The 20,605-nt window shown below is 63.5% G+C and carries 18 protein-coding genes; 5 read left to right on the forward strand and 13 right to left on the reverse strand.

Annotated elements, in window-relative coordinates:
- Positions 1 to 6: 6 nt before the first annotated feature.
- Complete coding sequence (gene atpA / locus AC72UB_RS13985) at positions 7 to 1,545, reverse strand: F0F1 ATP synthase subunit alpha (protein ID WP_463289587.1); 1,539 nt, start codon at positions 1,543 to 1,545, stop codon at positions 7 to 9.
- On the reverse strand, positions 1,545 to 2,105 hold the full coding sequence (locus tag AC72UB_RS13990) for a F0F1 ATP synthase subunit delta (protein ID WP_505190314.1): 561 nt from the start codon (positions 2,103 to 2,105) through the stop codon (positions 1,545 to 1,547). Before AC72UB_RS13990 ends, atpA begins: the two co-directional genes overlap by 1 nt.
- 625 nt (positions 2,106 to 2,730) lie before the next feature.
- On the opposite strand from AC72UB_RS13990, the gene AC72UB_RS13995 reads away from it, so the two are divergent.
- Positions 2,731 to 4,566: a hypothetical protein gene (locus AC72UB_RS13995; protein WP_505190315.1), complete on the forward strand. Its 1,836-nt coding sequence runs from the start codon at positions 2,731 to 2,733 to the stop codon at positions 4,564 to 4,566.
- A 55-nt stretch (positions 4,567 to 4,621) separates the two neighbouring features.
- Here the strand turns inward: AC72UB_RS13995 and AC72UB_RS14000 are convergent, their stop codons facing one another.
- Both AC72UB_RS14000 and AC72UB_RS14005 read right to left on the reverse strand, forming a co-directional pair.
- Positions 4,622 to 5,059, reverse strand: coding sequence for a DUF3429 domain-containing protein (locus AC72UB_RS14000; RefSeq protein ID WP_505190316.1), 438 nt, complete (start codon positions 5,057 to 5,059; stop codon positions 4,622 to 4,624).
- 47 nt (positions 5,060 to 5,106) lie between these two features.
- Positions 5,107 to 5,853 (reverse strand): class I SAM-dependent methyltransferase, encoded by a 747-nt coding sequence (locus AC72UB_RS14005; RefSeq protein ID WP_505190317.1) that lies wholly within the window; start codon positions 5,851 to 5,853, stop codon positions 5,107 to 5,109.
- Between the two features lie 63 nt (positions 5,854 to 5,916).
- Here AC72UB_RS14005 and gloB point away from each other — a divergent pair, with 63 nt between their 5' ends.
- The 3 genes from gloB (at position 5,917) to AC72UB_RS14020 (ending at position 10,160) form a co-directional block, all read left to right on the forward strand.
- A complete protein-coding gene (gene gloB, locus AC72UB_RS14010; protein WP_505190318.1) occupies positions 5,917 to 6,684 on the forward strand; it encodes a hydroxyacylglutathione hydrolase in 768 nt (255 codons plus the stop codon).
- Between the two features lie 216 nt (positions 6,685 to 6,900).
- Positions 6,901 to 9,216 carry an ATP-dependent Clp protease ATP-binding subunit ClpA gene (clpA, locus tag AC72UB_RS14015; RefSeq protein WP_463289580.1) on the forward strand — a complete coding sequence of 772 codons (2,316 nt, stop codon included), beginning with the start codon at positions 6,901 to 6,903 and terminating at the stop codon, positions 9,214 to 9,216.
- Positions 9,217 to 9,251: 35 nt separating this feature from the next.
- Positions 9,252 to 10,160 (forward strand): M23 family metallopeptidase, encoded by a 909-nt coding sequence (locus AC72UB_RS14020; RefSeq protein WP_505190319.1) that lies wholly within the window; start codon positions 9,252 to 9,254, stop codon positions 10,158 to 10,160.
- 101 nt (positions 10,161 to 10,261) lie between these two features.
- Here AC72UB_RS14020 and AC72UB_RS14025 read toward each other — a convergent pair whose 3' ends face one another.
- The 3 genes from AC72UB_RS14025 to AC72UB_RS14035 form a co-directional block, all read right to left on the reverse strand.
- The gene (locus tag AC72UB_RS14025; RefSeq protein WP_505190320.1) at positions 10,262 to 11,716 is read right to left on the reverse strand and encodes a peptidoglycan -binding protein; all 1,455 of its coding nucleotides are present in this window, start codon (positions 11,714 to 11,716) and stop codon (positions 10,262 to 10,264) included.
- A 1-nt stretch (position 11,717) separates the two neighbouring features.
- The gene (locus tag AC72UB_RS14030; RefSeq protein ID WP_505190321.1) at positions 11,718 to 12,887 is read right to left on the reverse strand and encodes a biopolymer transporter ExbB; all 1,170 of its coding nucleotides are present in this window, start codon (positions 12,885 to 12,887) and stop codon (positions 11,718 to 11,720) included.
- Positions 12,888 to 12,980: 93 nt separating this feature from the next.
- A complete protein-coding gene (locus tag AC72UB_RS14035) occupies positions 12,981 to 13,511 on the reverse strand; it encodes a gamma-glutamylcyclotransferase (RefSeq protein ID WP_505190322.1) in 531 nt (176 codons plus the stop codon).
- Between the two features lie 96 nt (positions 13,512 to 13,607).
- On the opposite strand from AC72UB_RS14035, the gene AC72UB_RS14040 reads away from it, so the two are divergent.
- Entirely contained in the window at positions 13,608 to 14,591 is a 984-nt protein-coding gene (locus tag AC72UB_RS14040; protein ID WP_505190323.1) for a DUF2125 domain-containing protein, read from the forward strand.
- Positions 14,592 to 14,612: 21 nt separating this feature from the next.
- Here AC72UB_RS14040 and AC72UB_RS14045 read toward each other — a convergent pair whose 3' ends face one another.
- From AC72UB_RS14045 to rpsD, 6 genes are all read right to left on the reverse strand, one after another.
- The gene (locus AC72UB_RS14045) at positions 14,613 to 15,575 is read right to left on the reverse strand and encodes an extensin-like domain-containing protein (RefSeq protein ID WP_505190324.1); all 963 of its coding nucleotides are present in this window, start codon (positions 15,573 to 15,575) and stop codon (positions 14,613 to 14,615) included.
- 4 nt (positions 15,576 to 15,579) lie between these two features.
- Positions 15,580 to 16,515 (reverse strand): prephenate/arogenate dehydrogenase family protein, encoded by a 936-nt coding sequence (locus AC72UB_RS14050; RefSeq protein WP_505190325.1) that lies wholly within the window; start codon positions 16,513 to 16,515, stop codon positions 15,580 to 15,582.
- Positions 16,512 to 17,597, reverse strand: a complete 1,086-nt coding sequence (gene hisC, locus AC72UB_RS14055; protein WP_505190326.1) for a histidinol-phosphate transaminase — start codon at positions 17,595 to 17,597, stop codon at positions 16,512 to 16,514. Before hisC ends, AC72UB_RS14050 begins: the two co-directional genes overlap by 4 nt.
- A gap of 156 nt (positions 17,598 to 17,753) precedes the next feature.
- On the reverse strand, positions 17,754 to 19,169 hold the full coding sequence (locus AC72UB_RS14060) for a homospermidine synthase (RefSeq protein WP_505190327.1): 1,416 nt from the start codon (positions 19,167 to 19,169) through the stop codon (positions 17,754 to 17,756).
- A gap of 11 nt (positions 19,170 to 19,180) precedes the next feature.
- Positions 19,181 to 19,714 carry a TIGR00645 family protein gene (locus tag AC72UB_RS14065; protein ID WP_463289570.1) on the reverse strand — a complete coding sequence of 178 codons (534 nt, stop codon included), beginning with the start codon at positions 19,712 to 19,714 and terminating at the stop codon, positions 19,181 to 19,183.
- An 80-nt stretch (positions 19,715 to 19,794) separates the two neighbouring features.
- A complete protein-coding gene (rpsD, locus tag AC72UB_RS14070; protein ID WP_463289569.1) occupies positions 19,795 to 20,415 on the reverse strand; it encodes a 30S ribosomal protein S4 in 621 nt (206 codons plus the stop codon).
- Positions 20,416 to 20,605 lie beyond the last annotated feature (190 nt).

The raw sequence follows: 20,605 nt of genomic DNA on the forward strand, positions 1-20,605 counted from the left end.
GGCCGGTTACGCGAAATCTTTGGCGAAAGCAGCGATTTCGGCTTTGATGGCTTTCTCCAGATCGCCCGCGACTTTGCGGTCGTTCTTGGTGATGTCTTCCAAAAGCGCCTTGCCGGTGGTGCGCAGGTGCTTCAGGAGGCCCGCTTCAAAGCGACCGATGTCCTTGACGGCGATCTTGTCGAGCGCACCCGAGGTGCCCGCGTAGATCACGCAGACGATTTCGGCGTTGGTCATCGGCGAGTACTGGTTTTGCTTCATCAGCTCGGTCAGACGCGCGCCGCGGTTCAGCAAAGCCTGGGTCGAAGCGTCAAGGTCGGAACCGAACTGCGCAAAGGCCGCCATTTCGCGGTACTGAGCGAGTTCCAGTTTCACCTTACCTGCCACCGACTTCATGGCGTTGGTCTGAGCGGACGAGCCCACACGAGACACCGACAGACCGGTGTTCACAGCCGGGCGGATGCCTTGGTAGAAGAGTTCGGTTTCCAAGAAGATCTGGCCGTCGGTGATCGAGATCACGTTCGTCGGAATAAAGGCCGACACGTCGCCGCCTTGGGTTTCGATGATCGGCAGAGCCGTCAGCGAGCCCGCGCCGAAATCTTCGTTCAGCTTCGACGAACGCTCCAAGAGGCGGGAGTGGAGATAGAACACGTCGCCCGGATAGGCTTCGCGGCCCGGCGGGCGGCGCAGCAAGAGCGACATCTGACGGTAAGCGACGGCCTGCTTGGAAAGATCATCATAGATGATCAGCGCATGGCGGCCGTTGTCGCGGAAGAATTCTGCCATCGCGGTGGCCGAATAGGGAGCCAAGAACTGCATCGGAGCCGGGTCCGAAGCGGTGGCGGCCACAACGATCGTGTAGTCGATGGCGCCGGTTTCTTCGAGCTTCTTCACCAACTGAGCCACGGTCGAGCGCTTTTGGCCGATCGCGACGTAGATGCAGTAGAGCTTCTTCGATTCGTCCGAACCGGCAGCGTCGTTGTACGACTTTTGGTTCAGGATCGCGTCAAGGGCCACGGCGGTTTTGCCGGTCTGACGGTCGCCGATGATCAGTTCGCGCTGGCCACGGCCAACGGGGATCATCGCGTCCACGGCCTTGAGGCCGGTTGCCATCGGCTCGTGCACCGATTTGCGGGGAATGATGCCTGGGGCTTTTTGGTCAGCCACGCGACGCTCGGTTGCCGCGATCGGGCCTTTGCCGTCGATCGGGTTGCCAAGGCCGTCCACAACGCGGCCCAGAAGGGCGTTGCCAGCGGGCACGTCCACGATGGACTTGGTGCGCTTGACGGTGTCGCCTTCTTTGATGTCCTGGTCCGAACCGAAGATCACGACGCCGACGTTGTCGACTTCGAGGTTCAGCGCCATGCCGCGGATCCCGCCGGGGAATTCCACCATTTCACCGGCTTGGACATTGTCCAGCCCGTGCACACGGGCGATGCCGTCGCCGACCGACAGCACGCGGCCAACTTCGGCCACCTGTGCGTCTTTGCCAAAGTTCTTGATCTGGTCCTTAAGGATCGCAGAGATCTCAGCAGCCTGAATTCCCATCACCCAACCTCTTTCATTGCATTCTGGAGAGCCGCGAGCTTCGATTTGACCGAGGTGTCGATCATGGTCGAGCCGAGCTTGACGATAAGACCGCCGATGAGGCTTTCATCCACGGTGGTGTTCAGTTTCACGGTCTTGCCGACCGAGGCTTTCAGCGTTTCGGCCAGTTTCTTGGCCTGAGCCGCCGAGAGTTTGGTGGCCGAGGTGACGTCAGCCGTCATCTCGCCGTTTTCAACCGCGATGCGCGCTTTCAGATCAACGATCAGATGCGGCAGCACGAAAAGGCGGCGGTTGCCGGCCATCAGCGCCAGCGTGTTGGCCATCAGGTCCGACAGGCCCATCTTGGCGGCCACGGCCGAAATGGCGGCGGCCTGCTCGCCCCGCGAGATCACCGGCGAGGCGATCACGTCGGACAGATCGGCACTGGCGGCCAGCGCGGCCTGCAGCGCATCGGCATCTGCCTCAAGCGATTTCAGGCCTTTGGCTTCTTTGGCGAGTTCAAACAAGGCCTGGGCGTAGCGCCCGGCGATACCTTGCGAGATCGAAACTGGTTCGGACACGTCATCCCTTCCGCTGTCTTTGACCCGCTTCTGTCCCGGGTCGGGCAGAACCCGACCATGGCGCAGGCGAGGTGCATGCGTCTTTCGATTGGGCGCGTCTCTAGCAGAGCCTTCCCCACCCCGCAACCGGGCAGAGGTGGGTTTTGTGCGGAAAAGCATGCGGCAAATGAGGCATTTCGCTGCGGCATGGCCGAGCAGATGGGGTGCAGATGGGCCGGGCAGAGGTCTTGGGGTCGGGGATCGGCGCTAACATCCGATGTTTTGGCCCCTGCCTCGCAACAGGCCGGGGTCTTGGCTGGATGCGGGGCTTTGACAGCGCACAGGGTGCGGGGGCGATTCCCTGTGGTCGCAGAGGCGCGATTCGAGGGGGCAGAGGGGGGCTTTGCCTGCCGAGCCAGCAGACCGATGTGGCGCTGTGAACCGGGGCGAGAGTGACGCAGCGTCACGTTGGGACTGGGGCTTTGTGGAGCGTGTGGAAACAATCCGGGCCAGCTGGCGCGGTCTTGCGGTGATTTCGGGGGATAAACCCGGCCGACACTGTCACCGCGATTGACACCGGTCGCGTCCCCTCGTCAGGGTCAGGGATAAGGTTTTCATTTTAGTAGTCTTTTCAAAAGGTGCCGCCGTGGAATTTGTTCTGTTGTCGTTGTTGCTGGTTGCCGGTCTTGCCACCTCCGCCGATGGCGGCAGCGGTGCGGATGGTGGGGGCGACGATGGTGGGGGCGGCGATGACAGCCTACAAGGCGCAGGCAATGACCAGATCGCGGGCGGGGCGGGCAATGACCTGTTGTCGCTTGCAGGTGAGGCTGTGGGCTGGGGTGGGTCAGGGGATGACCACCTGATCGCCGCAGATCGCGCCCAAGCCTTTGGAGGCGCGGGTGCGGACCGCTTTGATCTCTCCGGCGCAGCACAGGGTTTGGGCGGCGAGGGCAATGATCGGCTGACAGTCACCGATGGCGCGGTCGGCTATGGCTTGGGCGGCGATGACTGGCTGAGCGGCGATGAAAACGCCACCCTTCAAGGCGGGTCCGGGGATGACACGCTTTTGGCCGCAGATGAGGCCGTCGCTTATGGCGGGGTGGGCGATGATCAGTTGACCGCCACGGGCGATGCGGCGGTTTACGGTGGCGATGGCAATGACACGCTGAGTGCCAGCGGCGATGCGCGCGCCTATGGCGGTGACGGTGGCGATACGCTCTACATGCGCGGTGAGACGATTGGCGAGGGGTTTGGCGCCGGTGGGGCGGGGTTTGACCAGCTGATCGTCTCGGGCCGGGCCTTGGTGAGCGGCGGCGGCGGGAATGATGCCTTCATCGCGGATCTGGCACGTGACGATGCCTCGGACGGCGAGGCGCGGCTGACGGTGACGGATTTCCAACCCGGGGCCGAGCAGATTGCGGTGCTTTTGGGCAACCGCGAGGTAGATGGCGTCGAAATAAGCTCGCGGTTTGACACGGTGCAAAACGCCACCATCGTCGATTTGACCGAAGGCGCGGAGGGCCGCTTTGCCAGCTTTACCCTGCAGGGTGTGACCAGCTTTGATGTCAATGACGTGGTGCTTTACGGCACCGAGATCGGCGATGTGGTGGATTGGGCCCCTGCCCCCGATGTCAGCAACGAGACGTTGAGCGGATCGGGCAATGATGTGGTCACTGGCGGGGCGGGCAATGACCAGATCAGCCTGAGTGACAGTGCAGTGGGCTTTGGCGGCGCGGGCAATGACACGCTGATCGCCGAGGACGATGCCACCGCCTATGGCCGTGAGGGCAACGACAGCCTGACGGGGCCGGACAATGCCACGGTCTTTGGTGGCGAGGGCGATGACTATGTGCTGGCCGATGGCACAGGCGAGGCCCATGGCGGGGTGGGCAATGATTTTGTCTGGGCGCGCAATGGGGCTTCGGGCTTTGCGGCCGAGGGCAATGATGTGGTTTATGCCACCCAAGGGTCGGTTGCGAATGCCGGGGTTGGCGATGATTTCGGGGTGGCGACGGATCGATCTCAGCTTTACGGCGGCGATGGCAATGACAGGCTTGAGGTGGGAAGCGCGTCAACCATTTATGGCGGGGCTGGTGATGACAGGCTGACGGTGGATTTCACCAATTTCACCGGCGCGCCGACCGACCACTTTGTCACCATGGAAAGCGGCACGGGGGCTGACCGCATGACGATCAGCGATGGCTCATCCAACGAGACCATCCCGGCAAGCCGGACGATCATTACCGATTTTGATCCTGCGCAGGACCAGTTGGCGTTTGAGGTGCCGGTGAACGCCGAGTTTTCGCAATTCGATCTGCGGGTGACATCTGCCTTTGATGCGGCTGGAAACTTTACGCTGGTGACGGTCAATCAGGCGATGGCTGACGGGTCACAGGTTCCGCTGACGCTGATTCAGTTGAACGGCATCACCAGCTTTGCGCCCGCCGATTTGCGGCTGACTCAAGAACCGTTGGAGAATTGACGGGGCCGGTGGGCGGTCATGGGTGCGAAGCTTACGGCACGCTGCAAGACGCCCATTAGGCGGTGAGCGCGGCGAGGATCAGGGTGGTCAGGCCAAGGCCGCTGGCCATTTGCCAGCGCAAGCGGAGCCACCCGTTCGGCAGCGTGATGCGGCGCGACAGGCTGATATCCACCAGCGGGCTGGCCAAGAGGCACAGCGCCATCAGCCAAAGCCCGCCATCAGGCCAGAGCATCGCGCCCCAGCCCACAAGGCTGGGCAGCACCGCCACGACATAGGGGATCGGGTCACGCAAGCCGGACAGAAGTGCAGCCATCCACCAAAGCCCGCCCAGAAAGGACAAGATCACCGCCGCATAGGCCAGCCCCGCCTGCCCGGCGAAACTGCCCCCGAAGGCCAGCGTGTGGGCAATGCAGGCCAATTGCGGCAAGATGCCGGACAGGCCCAGAAGGCGGACAGCGGGCGGCAAATCATGGTTGGGGTGCGCTTTGGTCATGGCGCAAGTTTAGCGCGCGCCAAAACGCAGACAAGCCCGGCGGCGCGTCACTGCTTTGGGCTGGCCACTGGCTGGGCGGCGGGCTCCCACAGGCGGACGGGTTTGGTGGCGCGTTGCAAAAGGCCGCCGCGCGTGGGGGCGTAGACCTGTTTTGACACCTCGACCATCAAGACCCCACCCGAAAGCCACGGCAATCGGCGGCCCAGCCGCTCCCACAGGTTGGACGAGCGCAGCCAGAACGGGGCCTGCGAGGGTGGGGCGTGCAGCACGGTGAAGTTGCGTTCGGGCGTGAAGCCGTGGCGTTTGAGCTGCGCTTCCAGCTGGCTGGCGGTATAGGGGCGGCCAAAGCCGAAGGGGGTGGCATCCGAGCGCGACCAAAGCCCCGCGCGGTTCGGCACCACGATCAGCGCCCGGCCCCCCGGACCAAGCACGCGGTGCGCCTCATCCAGCACCGAGCCGGGGTTTTCCGAGGTTTCCAGCCCGTGCATCAGGACCAGACGGTCCACCATGCCGGTGGGCAGGGGCCAAAGATGTTCCTCACACAGGACCGAGACATTCTGCAGCCCTGCAGGCCATGGCATCACGCCTTGCGGCCCCGGCATCAACCCGACGACGCGCCGCGCCTCGGCCAGATAGGGGCGCAGGAGCGGGACGGCAAAGCCAAAGCCCGCCACCGTCTGCCCGGCCAAAGGTGGCCAAAGGTCAACCATCCGGTCGCGGATGGCGCGCTGGGCCACGCGGCCCAGCTGCGTGCGGTAGTAGAAATTGCGCAGGTCCAGCACATCAAGGTGCATTGCAGCTTGCCGCCCTTCTGGTCACAGTGGCGGCCAAGGATACCGGGATCGGGGGAAAAAGCCATGCCACTTGAACTTGTCACCCTGCCCTGTCTGGCCGACAACTATGCTTATCTGATCCATGATCCGGTGTCGGGGGCCACAGGCGTGGTGGATGTGCCCGACGCCGCGCCCATTCTGGCCGAGCTTTCGCGCCGCGAATGGGTGCTGAGCGATATCTTCCTGACCCATCACCATGACGACCATATCGCAGGCGTGAAGGCGCTGCGCGGCGCGACCGGGGCCAAGGTCTGGGGTGCGGCGGCGGACCGGCACCGGCTGCCGCCCTTGGATGTGGCGCTGGCCGAGGGGGACGCGGTGCCCTTTGGTCCCGAGTCTGGCGTGGTGATCGACGTGTCGGGCCATACGCTCGGCCATATCGCATATGTGTTTGCCGACTCCGGTCTGGCCTTTACCGGCGACAGTCTGATGGCGGCGGGCTGTGGGCGGCTCTTTGAAGGCAGCCCCGATCAGATGTGGTCCTCGTTGCAAAAGCTGGCCGCCCTGCCCGATGCAACGCAAATCTGCTCGGGCCATGAATACACCGCGTCCAACCTTCGCTTTGCCGCCGCGATGGAACCGGCCAATCCGGCGATTGCCGCGCGCACCCTGCGGGTGATGAAAGCGCGGGCCGAAGGGCGGCCTTCGGTGCCCTCGCGCCTCTCGGGCGAGCGCGCCACCAACCCATTTTTGCGCGCGTCCCGACCCGAAATGAAGACAGCCCTCGGAATGGAGGGCGAAAGCGATGCGGCGGTCTTTGCCGAACTGCGGGCGCGCAAGGATCGGTTTTAAGCCGTTAATGGGTTTATATCCTGCTCAATCAAAGGCTTGAGATTCTCAGCGGTGATTCAGAAATGTCACCCCCGATCACTTTTCTGTCCCCTGCGCAAAAGAGTTGGATTTAGGGCTTGAAACCCGCCCAAGAAAACCGATCCTTTACCTTATGAGGCCACGGTCGGATCGGGGGTTTTCTCCCTTCCCCGGCCCTGAAAACAGGAGCACAGGAACGTGCCGTCATTCTCGACCACACTGGAGCAGGCGATCCATTCGGCACTGGCCTTGGCCAATGCCCGCCGACATGAGCTGGCCACGCTGGAGCATCTTCTTCTGGCGCTGATCGAAGAACCTGACGCAGCCCGCGTGATGAAGGCCTGCGCGGTTGATCTGGATGAGTTGAAAAAGACCCTGATTGATTTCATCGATGACGATCTGTCGACGCTGGTCACCAGCGTTGAAGGGTCCGAGGCGGTGCCGACAGCCGCCTTCCAGCGCGTCATTCAGCGCGCGGCGATCCATGTGCAGTCGTCCGGTCGCAATGAGGTGACCGGGGCCAATGTGCTGGTCGCGATCTTTGCCGAGCGCGAATCGAACGCCGCCTACTTCCTGCAAGAGCAGGACATGACGCGCTATGATGCGGTGAATTTCATCGCCCATGGTGTGGCCAAGGATCCGTCTTACGGCGAGGCGCGCGAAGTGTCCGGGGCCGAAGAGCATGAGACTCCGAAGGCCGAGGCCGGTGAGGCCAAGGAATCCGCCCTGTCGAAGTTCTGCGTTGATCTGAACGTCAAGGCGCTGAAGGGCGACGTTGACCCGCTGATCGGCCGCGAGGCCGAGGTGGAGCGCGCGATTCAGGTTCTGTGCCGTCGGCGCAAGAACAACCCGTTGTTGGTGGGCGATCCGGGCGTCGGCAAGACCGCCATCGCCGAAGGTCTGGCCAAAAAGATCGTCGACAAGCAGACGCCGGATATTCTGTCGGGTGCGACGATCTATTCGCTGGATATGGGCGCTTTGTTGGCCGGAACCCGCTATCGCGGTGATTTCGAAGAGCGGCTGAAGCAGGTGATGAAAGAGCTGGAAGATCACCCGGATGCGATCCTCTTCATCGACGAAATCCATACGGTGATTGGCGCGGGTGCCACTTCGGGTGGGGCGATGGACGCCTCGAACCTGTTGAAGCCCGCGTTGCAGGGCGGCAAGCTGCGCTGCATGGGCTCGACCACCTACAAGGAATTCCGCCAGCACTTTGAGAAGGACCGCGCGCTGTCGCGCCGGTTCCAGAAGATCGACGTGAATGAGCCTTCGGTGCCCGATGCGATCAAGATCCTGATGGGGCTGAAGCCGCATTTTGAGGATCACCACGATCTGCGCTACACCAATGACGCGATCAAATCGGCCGTCGAACTGGCGGCGCGCTATATCCACGACCGCAAGCTGCCGGATTCGGCGATTGATGTGATCGACGAGGCAGGTGCCGCGCAGCATCTGTTGGCCGAAGGCAAGCGGCGCAAGTCCTTGGGCGTCAAGGAGATTGAGGCTGTGGTGGCCAAAATCGCCCGCATCCCGGCCAAGTCGGTCTCGAAGGATGATGCCGAAACGCTGCGCGATCTGGAAAAGACGCTGAAACGCGTGGTGTTCGGGCAGGACAAAGCGGTTGAGGCGCTGTGCTCGGCCATCAAACTGGCCCGCGCGGGGCTGCGGGAACCTGAAAAGCCCATCGGCAACTATCTCTTCGCCGGGCCAACGGGCGTGGGCAAGACCGAGGTGGCCAAGCAATTGGCCTCGTCGCTTGGCGTCGAACTTTTGCGCTTTGACATGTCGGAATACATGGAAAAGCACGCGGTCAGCCGCCTGATCGGCGCCCCTCCGGGCTATGTCGGGTTTGACCAGGGCGGCATGTTGACGGACGGGGTCGACCAGCACCCGCATTGCGTCTTGCTTCTGGACGAAATGGAAAAGGCGCACCCGGATGTCTACAACATCCTGTTGCAGGTGATGGACCACGGGAAACTCACCGACCACAACGGCCGGACGGTGGATTTCCGCAATGTGATCTTGATCATGACCTCGAACGCAGGCGCGTCGGAAATGGCGAAAGCGGCGATCGGCTTTGGCCGCGACCGTCGCGAGGGCGAGGATACGGCGGCGATTGAGCGCACCTTCACGCCGGAATTCCGCAACCGTCTGGATGCGGTCATCGCCTTTGCGCCCTTGGGCCGCGACATCATCATGCAGGTGGTGACCAAGTTCGTCCTGCAGCTTGAGGCGCAGCTGATTGACCGCAACGTCCACATCGACCTGACGACCGAGGCCGCCGCTTGGCTTGGGGAGAAGGGCTATGATGACAAGATGGGCGCGCGCCCGCTTGGCCGGGTCATTCAAGAGCACATCAAGAAACCGCTGGCTGAAGAGCTGCTCTTTGGCAAGCTGACCAAGGGCGGCACGGTGCATGTCGGCGTCAAGGACGGCGCGCTGCACCTGACCTATGAAGAGCCGCAAAAGCCGCGTCTGACGGGTCAAAAACCGCCGCTTCTCACGGCGGAATAACCGCAAAGATGATCCGGGCGCTTGCCCCACTTCTCATGGCCCTCGCCCCCCCGGCGGGGGCCTTTGACTTGGCGTTCCCGGCGGACTGCACTTTGGGTCAAGACTGCTATATCCAGCAATATCATGACCATGACCCGGGGCCAGAGGCCACGGACTATACCTGCGGGCCGCTCAGCTACGATGGACATGACGGCACCGACATTGCCTTGCCCACCCGTGCGGCCATGGCGGCCGGGATCGCGGTGCTGGCCGCCGCCCCCGGCGTGGTCAAGGGCCTGCGCGACGGGGTGGCCGATGCCGCCCCCTTCCCGACCGGACAAGACTGCGGCAATGGCGTGGTAATCGACCATGGCAATGGCTGGGAAACCCAATATTGCCATATGAAACAAGGTTCAGTCCGGGTCAAATCAGGCCAGCCTGTCACCGTCGGCACCGCCTTGGGCCAGATCGGCCAATCCGGCCGGGCCGAGTTTCCGCATCTGCATTTCGCGGTCCGCCACGAGGGCGCCAAGATCGACCCTTTCGCGCCCGGTGCCACCGCCTGCGACGCAGTGGGAGACGATCTTTGGACCCGCGACCTGCCGCATCAACCGGGCGGCATCCTTGGCCTTGGCCTGACCGATCAGGTGCCCGCATTTGACGAGATCAAATCCGGCCTGCCCTCACCCGATCTGCCCGCCACAGCGCCCGCCCTGGTGGTCTGGGCCTATCTCTTTGGCCCAAGGGCGGGGGATGCGATCCTGTTCGACCTTGTCGGGCCAGAAGGTGCCGTGGTGACCGAACGGGTGCAGATCGAAAAGACCCAAGCGCTCGCCTTCCGCGCGGTGGGCCGCAAGCTGACCCTGCCCGCCTGGCCACCCGGCCGCTATACCGCCACCGCGACCCTGATCCGCGACCGCGCAGAACTGTCGCGGCAAGAGATCACCCTGACGGTGACCCCTTAGGTTTCATCTTGGCCGAAATACTCTCGGGGGGGCTGCAATTGCCCGGCAATTGCAGCTTGGGGGGCAGACGGCCCCCCGAAAATTCTTGCGCCAAGAATTTTCTAGCGCTCGGTCAGTTTCAACTCGATCCGCCGGTTCTGGGCGCGGGCCTCGGGGCTGTCGCCTGCCGTCACGGGCTGAAACTCGCCAAATCCGGTGGCGGCAAGGCGGGCGGGGGGAAAGCCCAGATCATCGACCATGAAGCGCACGACCGACAGCGCGCGGGCTTGGGAGAGCTCCCAATTGTCGGTGAATTCTCCGGTGCCGGACAGAGGCACGTTGTCGGTGTGGCCATCGACGCGGATGATCCAGTCGATGGCGGGCGGGATCTGGTCGGCCACTTCGGAGAGGGTGGCTACGACCCCTTCGATCTGGGCGCGGCCTTCGGGGGCGAGATCGGCGGCGCCGGGGGTGAAAAGCACTTCGGAGGAGAAGACAAAGCGGTCGCCTACGACCCGTACCCCTTCGCGCCCGGCGAGAAGCTGGGAGAGTTGGCCGAAGAACTCGCTGCGAAAGCGCTCGAGATCGGCGTTCTCCGCCTCAAGCCGTTTGCGTTCGGCCTCTTCCAGCGCGGCGCGGCGCTTTTCTTCGGCGGCGACTTGGGCCAATGCGGCATTCAACTGGCTGCCAAGGTTTTCAAGCTGCACCTGAGAGGCCGCATCGCGCGCGGCGGAGGCATCGAGAAGCCCCTGCAAGTTCGCCAATTGCCCGCGCAGGGCGGCGATCTGTTCGTTCAAAAGCGTGAGCTTGCGCTGCGACTCCAGCGATCTTTCCTGCTCTTCGGTCAGCGTGGCCTTGGCCACATCCAAAAGCGTGCCCTTCTCGGCCCCTTCGGGCGGGGCCGCGCGGGCGGCGGCCAAAAGCGTCAGCACCTCTTCGGCCTCGCGCCGTTTGGCCTCAAGCGCCAGCGTCAGCGCGGCGAGTTCGTCATCTGACGCCTGAAGTCGCGCGCGCAGCGCTGCCAAGGCGGCTGCATCGGCCAGACGGGCGGCCTCGGCCGCGGAAATCTCGGTTTGGGCGGCGGCCAATGCCTCGGCGTCAGATTTGCCCTTGGCTTGCAGATCGGCCACCAGCGCCTCCAGCGCCTCGCGCCGTGCGGCGGCCAGACGCGCGGCCTCGGCGGCGGCGTCGATTTCGGTGCGGGCTGAGGCAAGGGCTGCATCCAGTGCCGATTTCTCATCGGTCAGCCGGGCGACATCGCCCAAGGCGGCGTCGCGTTCGGCCAAAAGCCCGCGCACCTGCACTTCGAAATCCCCAAGCCGGGTTTCGGCCTCGGATAGGCTGGCCTGCAACCCGTCAGCGCGGGCGCGTTCCAGCCCCAGCGCGGTGGCGAGTTGGGCCACCTGCGAATTCAGCTCATCCAGTTCGGTGCTTTGGGCGGTGATCGTCTCACGCAGGACCGATTGCATGACGGTAAAGATGGTGAGGACGAACATCATCACCATCAACAGCGTCGTCACCGCGTCGACGAAACCCGGCCAGATCATCGAGGAATCGCGGCGGCGCGACAGTCCCATGCTAGCGCGCCCGGCCCAATTGGCGCACAGCCGCCGTCAGCGTCGTCAGATCGGCGCGCAGATCGGCGGTGGTCTCGGTGCGGCCGGCGGCCATTTCTTCAAGGATTTTCAGAAGTTGCACATCAATGGAGCGCAGGCGCATCCGGCTTTCGGCATCCGAGGCCGCCCCGCCTTCGGCCCCGCTGAGGGCGGCGATCAGCCGCTCTTGCCCCTCGGCGATGCGGGCGAGCACGGCAGTTTGGTCGGCGGTTTGGTTTAGCGCCACCTCGCTTTGCGCGGCGAGATGGGCCAGCGTGGCATCGAGTGTGGCCAGCCGCTCTTCCAGCGCCTGACGGCTGTATTCGCCTTGGGCGGCAATGGTTTGCAGCACATCGACCTGCGCGCCCAGATGGTCGATCAGCCCCGCCATCGCGCCGCTGTCGCCTTCCCCATCGCCCGAGGTAAAGCCGACGCGGGTGATCGACGAGAGCCAATCCTCCAACTCGCGGTAAAAGCGGTTTTGCCCGTGACCGGCAAAAAGCTCCAAAAGCCCCACGACCAGCGAGCCGGCAAGGCCGAGAAGTGACGACGAAAACGCCGTGCCCATGCCGCCAAGCTGGCTTTCCAGCCCGCCCATCAGCTTGGAGAACACATCAAGCCCGGTCTCGCCCTCTTCGGGGGCCAAGCTGCGGATGGTGTCAACGACGGCGGGCACGGTGGTGGCAAGGCCGTAGAAGGTGCCCAAAAGGCCAAGGAAAATCAGAAGGTTGATCAGATAGCGCGTGATGTCGCGCGCCTCGTCGATGCGGGTGGCGACGGATTCAAGGATCGACCGGGTCGAGGAGGACGACAGGTTTGACCGCGCGCCCCGGCTGCGCAACAGCTGCGCCAAGGGGGCGAGCAAAAGCGGCGCTTCGGCATCAGCCGAGCCGGGTTCGTGGCGGGCAAAGGCCTCGATCCAGCTGACCGATTGCACAAGGATGAACACCTGCCAAAAGCAGGTGACCACGGCCAAAAGGAACACCCCCGCGATAAAGCCGTTCAGCCAAGGGTTCGTCTGGATGATGCCCAAGACGGTGTCATGGATGAGCCAAGCCCCGCCCATGACAAGGCCGGAGACCAAAAGCATGGTCACGATTTGGCGAATGGGTTGGCTGAAAAGGACGCCGCCCTGAGTTTCGGTCTTTGGCATATGTTGTGGCCGCATGCTGTGGTGCAACCTAACCATAGCAGGCGCGCGGGCCATGCCAAGCAAAACCGAGGCAAGGCGGCCGGTGCTGGGCCGTTAAAGCGCGCGGACGCGCTGGGAGAGCCATTCCAGATCGGCATCGGCAATGCCAAGGTCAGCCAGATGGGCGGCGGTGGCGTGCAGATAGTCGCGGTTCGGGCCGCGCCCGCCGATGGCTTGGGCAATGATCTGGGCCTGATCCTCAAGCGGCAGGCCACCGCAATACTGCACATGGTCGGGGTCGATGACAAAGACCAGTGAGGACACCTGCCGACCATCGGTCAACGTGACCGGCAGCCAGCGTTCGAGATAGGCCGACGAGATCAGCTCTCGGTCGCGAAGCACCTGCAGCGTGGCCGCCTCGGCGCCCGGGTGGACGCGAAAGGCCACCCCGTCGCAATGGGCCGCCGGATCGGCATCCAGCGCCAGCACAAGGCCGGGGGCAGCTTCAGTGCCGCGATGGTGGATCGAGCGCATGCAAAAGCTGCGGTGCCAGCCCGTGGCGCGGGCGACGTGCTGTTCGGCAACCGGAAACTCCGGGTTCCAGATCAGCGAGCCATAGCCGAACACCCACATGTCATCCGACATCTTTTGCGCCATCCCTTTGCGACGTGACCTGCCGTCACTGGCCCTTTGCATCGGCCATGGTGTAGAAAGGCGCGGGCAAAATGGGAAGGGGCCAAGATGCGCGGTCTGATTTGGCTGACGATGATCCTTGCGGGGCTGTGGGGCGGCTGGTGGCTCGTGGGGTCGCGCGGGGTCGAGGCGGCGGCGCGCGGCTGGTTTGACGCCGAAGTGGCGCAGGGCCGTGTCGCCACCTATGAGACGCTGGCGGTGCGCGGCTTTCCCAGCCGGTTTGATCTGACCATCACCGCGCCTATGCTGGCCGATCCGGCTGAAGGCATGGCATGGCGCGCGCCCTTTGCCCAAGTGTTCGCCATGAGCTGGAAGCCTTGGCATCTGATTGCCGCGCTGCCGGGGGATCAGGAGATGTCCGTTTTTGGCCAAGAGTTTGGCTTGGACACTAATCGGTTGATGGCCAGCCTTTTGCTGGTGCCCGGGCCTGATCTTGCGCTGTCTGAGGCGGTGGTGGAGGGCGATGCGCTGGTGCTCACGCCTGAGGCGGGCGCGGCTTTGGGGGCCAAGCGGGCGGTGGTGTCAATCCGGGCCGAGGAGGGCGCAGATGCGATCTATCGGCTGGGACTGGCGGTGGACAGTTTGGGCGTTGATCCCGCACTGGCCACTGCGGCTGGCCTTGGCGCGACGGTTGAGGCAGTGGCACTGGATGCCACGGTGACGCTGTCAGCCCCGCTTGACCGGCACGCGGGCCAGACGCGCCCTGCCCTGCGCGCGCTGGATTTGACCGAGGCGCGGGTGCTTTGGGGCGATCTGAAGGTCTTTGCCAAGGGGGCATTGGCCCCCGACGATCTGGGCTTTGCGGCGGGCGAGATTTCGGTGCGGGTCGAGAACTGGCGGCTGTTGCCGCCGCTTTTGGTGGCCGCGGGCGTGATTGCGCCGGGGTTTGAGCCTTCGCTGACGCGGGGCCTTGAGATCATGGCGGCGCAGGGCGAGGACCCTGAGGTGCTGGTGGTGCCTTTGGTCGCCAAAGGGGGGCGGATGAGCTTTGGGCCGCTGCCCCTTGGTCCGGCCTTTGTGATGGGCGATTGATCTCAGCCGTTTGACTGGGGCTTAGCGGCAATAGGGCCCGTTGTTGTGGCGCGCGATGTCAAAGTGCAGATGGTCTTCGTGATAGCCATCTGACCCGGGCCCGAGCGTGGTGCCGAAGATGCCGCAGGCCGCCTTATGGGCGCGGCGCACTTGTTTGTTGTAGTTGCGCGCGATGGACCATTCGGTGCCATCGGCAAACACAAAGCCCGCGACATCCACCGCACGACCGCGCCCGTGTTCGCTGATCTTGCCGCCCCTTTTGTTGTTGCGGTTGCGGCAGATATAGCTGGCGGCGACGCGGATCTCGACCACCTCGCGCCGTCCCATCGCCGGGCGCAGGCCGTTTTCGATCCAAGATTTCATGGCCTGCGCGGTGTCGCAACTGAAGGTGGCGGGCTGACTTAGCCGGATGCCGCTGATCGAGGTGACGCGCACCGGTTTGTCCAGACCGCAGCCTTTGACCTTGCCCTTGATCGGAGCGAGAGCCTCACCCTTGATGGCGGGGTCACCGCAGACCGAGCCCTTTTTCGACAGCTTTTCCTGCTTCTTGCGGCTTTGCTGCGGTTCGGGTTGCGGCTCATCCGTAGGGGTGGGCGTGGCCGCTGGGACGGCGGCGAGGGTGAGAGTGTCCAGCCCGTCTGGCCGGGGTTTTGGGCGCAGGGATCTGGCCGAGGTGCCAACGGCGGCGGTGGGGGTTGCCGGTTCGGCCAGCACAGGTTCGGCGGCCGTTGCCTGCGTCGCGGGGTTGGGCATCAGAAGACCGGCGGGCCGGGGTCTTGGCCGCAAGACGGCGCGCGTGGCCTCGGTCGCCGGAGCGGCCTGAGCAGCAGCGGGGGCGACGATGGACGCAGCGGGTGCAGCCTGCGTGGCTGCCGGGCGGGCGGCAGGACGGATCGAGCTTGTCGGTGCATCAGCCCATGCCGGGCCCTGTGGCGGGATCACACCGAGCAGAACGACCAGAGCCAGCCCAAGTGCCCGGACCACCGGGCTATTCGCCCGGTTTCGAGGCTGGGGCGACGCGCCCGAAATCTGGGGCGTCGGTGTCTTGACCGGCTTCGATGATGCCGCGGCGAATGGCGCGGGTCCGGGTAAAATAAGCATGCAACTGGTCACCATCTCCCATGCGGATCGCGCGCTGAAGCACGAACAGCTCTTCGGTAAAGCGGCCTAGAATATCCAACGTGGCCTCTTTGTTGGTCAAGAACACATCGCGCCACATGGTGGGGTCACTGGCGGCGATCCGCGTAAAGTCGCGAAAGCCTGAGGCAGAGTATTTGATGACTTCCGAGTTCGACACCCGGCGCAGATGGTCGGCCACACCGACCATCGTATAGGCGATGAGGTGGGGCGTATGGCTGACCACGGCCAGCACCAGATCGTGGTGGGGCGCGTCCATCTCATCGACATTCGATCCCATCGCCTCCCACAGGCGGCGCAGGCTCTGGATGGCGTCAGGGGTCGACTGTTCGGTGGGCGTCAGGAGGCACCAGCGGTTTTGAAAGAGCGTGGCAAAGCCCGACCGGGGGCCGGAATGTTCGGTCCCGGCAAGCGGGTGGGCGGGGACAAAGGCCACGCCTTCGGGGATATGGGGGCCGACCGCGGCGATCACCGCTTGTTTCACGGACCCCACATCGGTGACGCAGGCCCCTTGGGCCAGATGCGGGCCGATCTCGGCCGCGATTTCGGCCATGGCGCCGACGGGGACGGCCAGAACCACCAGATCGGCGCCCTGCACGGCTTCGGCGGCGGTGCCGAACACCCGGTCACAAATGCAGATCTCCAAGGCGACCCGGCGGGTGTCCTCGGTTTTGGCATAGCCCACGATTTCGCCCACAAGGCCGAACTGCTTCATGGCATGGGCCATGGACGAGGCAATAAGCCCCAGCCCGATCAGCGCCACGCGGTCATAAATCGGCGGGGTCATTTGGCACCTTTGAACTGGCCGATGGCATGGGCCACGCGGCGGCAAGAGGCGGCATCGCCCACGGTGATGCGCAGGCAATGGGGCAGCTTGTAGCTGGCCACACGGCGGACGATCACGCCTTGGGATTGCAAGAAGGTATCGCAGGCCTCGGCCTCATCGGCGCTGGCAAAGCGGGCGAGGACGAAGTTGGCCATCGAGGTGTCAGAGGGCACGCCCAATTCGGCCAGCGCCTCGGCCAGCCAATGGCGCATGCGGGCATTGTCGGCGCGGCATTTGGCGACGTAGTCCTGATCGCGCACCGCGGCTTCGGCGGTTTCCAACTGGGTGTTGGAGAGGTTGAAGGGGCCACGGATGCGGTTCAACACATCGATGATGTGCTTGGGGCCATAACCCCAGCCGATGCGCAGACCACCGAGGCCGTAGATCTTGGAGAGGGTGCGGGTCATTACGACATTGTCGCGCGATTCAATCAGCGCGGCTCCGGCGTCAAAGCCTTCGACATATTCGGCATAGGCCCCATCGAGCACCAAAATGGCCTGAGGCGGCAGGCCATTGGCCAGACGCTCCACCTCGGCGGCCGAAATCATCGTGCCGGTGGGGTTGTTGGGGTTGGCGATGAACACCAGTTTGGTGCGCCGGTTGCAGGCGCGCAGGATGGCGTCGACATCGGTGGTGCGCTCCCGCTCGGGCACCTCAACCGGGGTGGCGCCTGCCGCCATGGCTGAGATGCGATACATGAGGAAGCCATGTTCGGTATAGACCACCTCATCCTTCGGCCCGGCATAGGCTTGACAGAGGAAATGGATGATCTCATCCGAACCGACGCCACAGATGATGCGGGCGGGGTCCAACCCATGGGTCTCACCGATCGCATCGCGCAGGGCGGCATGGTCGGTTGACGGGTAGCGGTGCAGTTGGTGGACCGAGCGTTGAAACGCCTCTTTCGCCTTGTCCGAAGGGCCAAAGGGGTTTTCGTTCGACGAGAGCTTCACGATGTTGGTCACCCCCGCCACCGAGGCTTTGCCGCCTTCGTAAAGGGCAATGTCCAAGATGCCGGGCTGTGGTCGGATGTGGTCGTTCATCGGATTCCTCAAGGTCTGGCCCAGCTTTTATCGCCCCCAAGGAGGCAAGGCCAGTGGAAAGGCAAAGGGGCGGCAGGCGGCCACCCCTTGGGTTTGTGCAGGCAGATCGCTGGCAATGATCCGATCTGCCCGCGTTTTCACATCGATCGCAGGCGGTTACACCGCCAAGAAGTTGGTGAACTGCCACGGATCGTCGTCGTCGCGGTCCTCGGCAAAGCTGTTGATGCGGTGCTGGATCGGGGTCCAGTCGGTGTAATGACATTCCACCCGGCCCAGATAGGGGCGCTGAACGGCCAAGCAGCGGTCGTGGTCCATCTCATCAGCCTCAACCCAACCGGCGTTGGGGTTTTCCGCCACCCAGACCATGGCTGCCAGCACCGCCGAGGTCACCTGCATGCCGGTGGCGTTTTGGTAAGGGGCCAGCGCACGCGCCTCGTCAATCGTCAGGCGCGAGCCGTACCACATGGCGCCTTTCGCATGGCCATAAAGGAACACGCCCAGATCATCGCCTCCACCGGTGATTTCCTCGGCGGTCAGAATGTGTTTCTTCTCAGGGAGTTGCCCCGCGCCGTTGATCTCGTGCAGGGACAGGATCGCATCGTTGCAGGGGTGATAGGCATAGTGGCAGGTGGGGCGGTAGATGGCCCGGTCGCCCTCCCAAACGGTGTAATAATCCGGGATCGAGAGCGATTCATTGTGGGTCACCACATAGCCGAATTGCGGCCCAACCGTGGGGCACCATGAACGCACGCGAGTATCGGCGCCGGGGCGGTCGATCCAGATCGCATAGCCTGCGCCATGGGTGAATCTGTGGCCATGGGGCGGGAGGTTCTTTTCATGCGTACCCCAGCCGAGTTCGGCGGGCTGATAGCCTTCGCTAAGAAGCCCATCGACCGACCACGTGTTCACAAAGACCCCCGGCGGTTTGGGGCGGGCGGAAACTTGGGTGTCGCGTTCGGCCACATGGACGCCCTTGACGCCCAAGGTCATGGACAGCTGCGCCCAATCGGCGCGGGTTTTGGGGGCGGCGGCAACGCCGGTATCTGCGGCGAGACGCAAGAGCGCCTCTTTGTACAGCCAAGACACCATGCCGGGGTTGGCCCCGCAGCACGACACCGCCGTCGGCCCGCCGATGTGGTTCTTGCCCAGCGCACGGACCTTTTCGCGCAAAGGGTAATTGGTGCGGTCGGCATTGGGGAGCGTGGAGCCGAAGTAAAAGCCTGGCCAAGGCTCGACCACGGTGTCGATGTATTGCACGCCGAGTTCGGCGCAGAGCTCCATAAGAAGGATGCTGTCCACATCGACCGACAGGTTCACCACCATGCCCTTGCCCGACGGGAAAAGGCCCCGCAGCGTGGCGGCGTAATTGTCGGGGGTCAGCGCCCGTTGCAGATGACGGATGCCATGGTCGTGCAGGATATGGGCAAATTCGCCCGAGGGTTCGATCACGGTAAAGGCCGCGCGATCAAAGCCGATGTGGCGTTCGATCAGCGGCAGCGTGCCGCGCCCGATGGAGCCAAAGCCGATCATGACAAGCGGGCCGTCAATGCGGGTGTGAACGGTGTGGGTCATGGTGTGGCCTTTCAATGCTTGGTGGTCTTGGCTGCCATCCAGTCCATCAAGGCCAGCAAGACGCCCGAGATGACAAAGGTCAGATGGATAATGACCATCCATTTCAGGGTTTCACTGGTGACGGCATAGGCGCCGGGTTTGCCCAAGGCCATGAAAACCTTGAGCAAATGGATCCCCGAAATTGCCACGATCGAGGCGATGAGCTTCATCTTCAGCCCCGAGAAATCCACCGTGCCCATCCAGTCGGGCCGGTCGGCATTCTCGCCAATCTCCAGCTTTGAGACGAAATTCTCATAGCCAGAGAAGAGCACGATCAGCAAAAGATTGGCGGCCAGAGACAGATCGATCAGCGTCAGGATCGCCAAGATCCCCTGATCGGCGGTCATGGTGAACACTTGTGGCACGTAATAGGCCAGCTCTTTGACAAAGATCACCAAGAGCATCGCAAGGCTGATCACCAACCCCAGATACATCGGTGCCATGAGCCAGCGGCTGGCGAACAGGCCACGTTCGAATTGGCTTTCCAGATTGGGCTTTTGCGCCATGGGACACTCCAGAAGTAAAAAAGGGCCGCGACCTTGCGGCGCGGCCCCGAATGAAAGGTGCGGTTTAGCGCACCGCGCCGTTAGTTCTTGGCGTAGTATTCGACGATCAGGTTCGGTTCCATCTTGACCGGATACGGCACATCGCCGAGGCCGGGGGTGCGGACAAACTTGACGATCTTCTTGCCCGCGTCGACTTCCAGATAGTCCGGAACGTCACGTTCGGCCGAAGCCATAGCTTCGATCACGATGGCGAGCTGCTTGGACTTTTCGCGAACTTCCACAACGTCGCCTTCTTTAACGCGATAGGACGCGATGTTCACGCGCTTGCCGTTGACGTTGACGTGGCCGTGGTTGACGAACTGGCGGGCGGCGAAAATGGTCGGGACCAGCTTGGCGCGGTAGACAACCGCGTCCAGACGGCGCTCCAACAGGCCAACCAGCATCTCGCCGGTGTCGCCGCGCACACGCTCGGCCTCACCATAGATCTTGCGGAACTGCTTTTCGGTCAGGTCGCCATAGTAGCCCTTGAGCTTTTGCTTGGCGCGCAGCTGGGTGCCGAAGTCCGACAGCTTATTCTTGCGGCGCTGGCCGTGCTGGCCGGGGCCATATTCACGCTTGTTGACCGGCGACTTGGCGCGGCCCCAGATGTTTTCGCCCATGCGGCGGTCAATTTTATACTTGGCAGACGTGCGTTTGGTCACGGCTGATCTCCTTCTTTGGCCCCGAAGGGCGGATGTGAAGGGCGTTGTCCTCTTCCCGAACGGGACGACAGGGATCCTTTTGCAAGGGCCACCAACACCAACGAAAAGCCCCGGAATTGCTTCCGGGACAGTGAGGCGGCTTATACAGGGGCGAAGCGCGGAGTCAACAGCCAACCCGGGCCGCGTCGTC

It is taken from the genome of Allotabrizicola aquatica (SeqCode) (assembly GCF_965194375.1).
GTDB classification, from domain to species: Bacteria; Pseudomonadota; Alphaproteobacteria; order Rhodobacterales; family Rhodobacteraceae; genus Tabrizicola_A; species Tabrizicola_A aquatica.

Coding starts and splice junctions, on each gene's coding strand:
- AC72UB_RS14020 (WP_505190319.1), top strand. CDS start 9,252: ATGGCCCTCGCCCCCCCGGCGGGGGCCTTTGACTTGGCGTTCCCGGCG.
- AC72UB_RS14000 (WP_505190316.1), bottom strand. CDS start 5,059: ATGACCAAAGCGCACCCCAACCATGATTTGCCGCCCGCTGTCCGCCTT.
- AC72UB_RS14025 (WP_505190320.1), bottom strand. CDS start 11,716: ATGGGACTGTCGCGCCGCCGCGATTCCTCGATGATCTGGCCGGGTTTC.
- AC72UB_RS14005 (WP_505190317.1), bottom strand. CDS start 5,853: ATGCACCTTGATGTGCTGGACCTGCGCAATTTCTACTACCGCACGCAG.
- AC72UB_RS14030 (WP_505190321.1), bottom strand. CDS start 12,887: ATGCCAAAGACCGAAACTCAGGGCGGCGTCCTTTTCAGCCAACCCATT.
- gloB (WP_505190318.1), top strand. CDS start 5,917: ATGCCACTTGAACTTGTCACCCTGCCCTGTCTGGCCGACAACTATGCT.
- AC72UB_RS14050 (WP_505190325.1), bottom strand. CDS start 16,515: ATGACCCCGCCGATTTATGACCGCGTGGCGCTGATCGGGCTGGGGCTT.
- hisC (WP_505190326.1), bottom strand. CDS start 17,597: ATGAACGACCACATCCGACCACAGCCCGGCATCTTGGACATTGCCCTT.
- AC72UB_RS14035 (WP_505190322.1), bottom strand. CDS start 13,511: ATGTCGGATGACATGTGGGTGTTCGGCTATGGCTCGCTGATCTGGAAC.
- AC72UB_RS14065 (WP_463289570.1), bottom strand. CDS start 19,714: ATGGCGCAAAAGCCCAATCTGGAAAGCCAATTCGAACGTGGCCTGTTC.
- AC72UB_RS14060 (WP_505190327.1), bottom strand. CDS start 19,169: ATGACCCACACCGTTCACACCCGCATTGACGGCCCGCTTGTCATGATC.
- AC72UB_RS14040 (WP_505190323.1), top strand. CDS start 13,608: ATGCGCGGTCTGATTTGGCTGACGATGATCCTTGCGGGGCTGTGGGGC.
- atpA (WP_463289587.1), bottom strand. CDS start 1,545: ATGGGAATTCAGGCTGCTGAGATCTCTGCGATCCTTAAGGACCAGATC.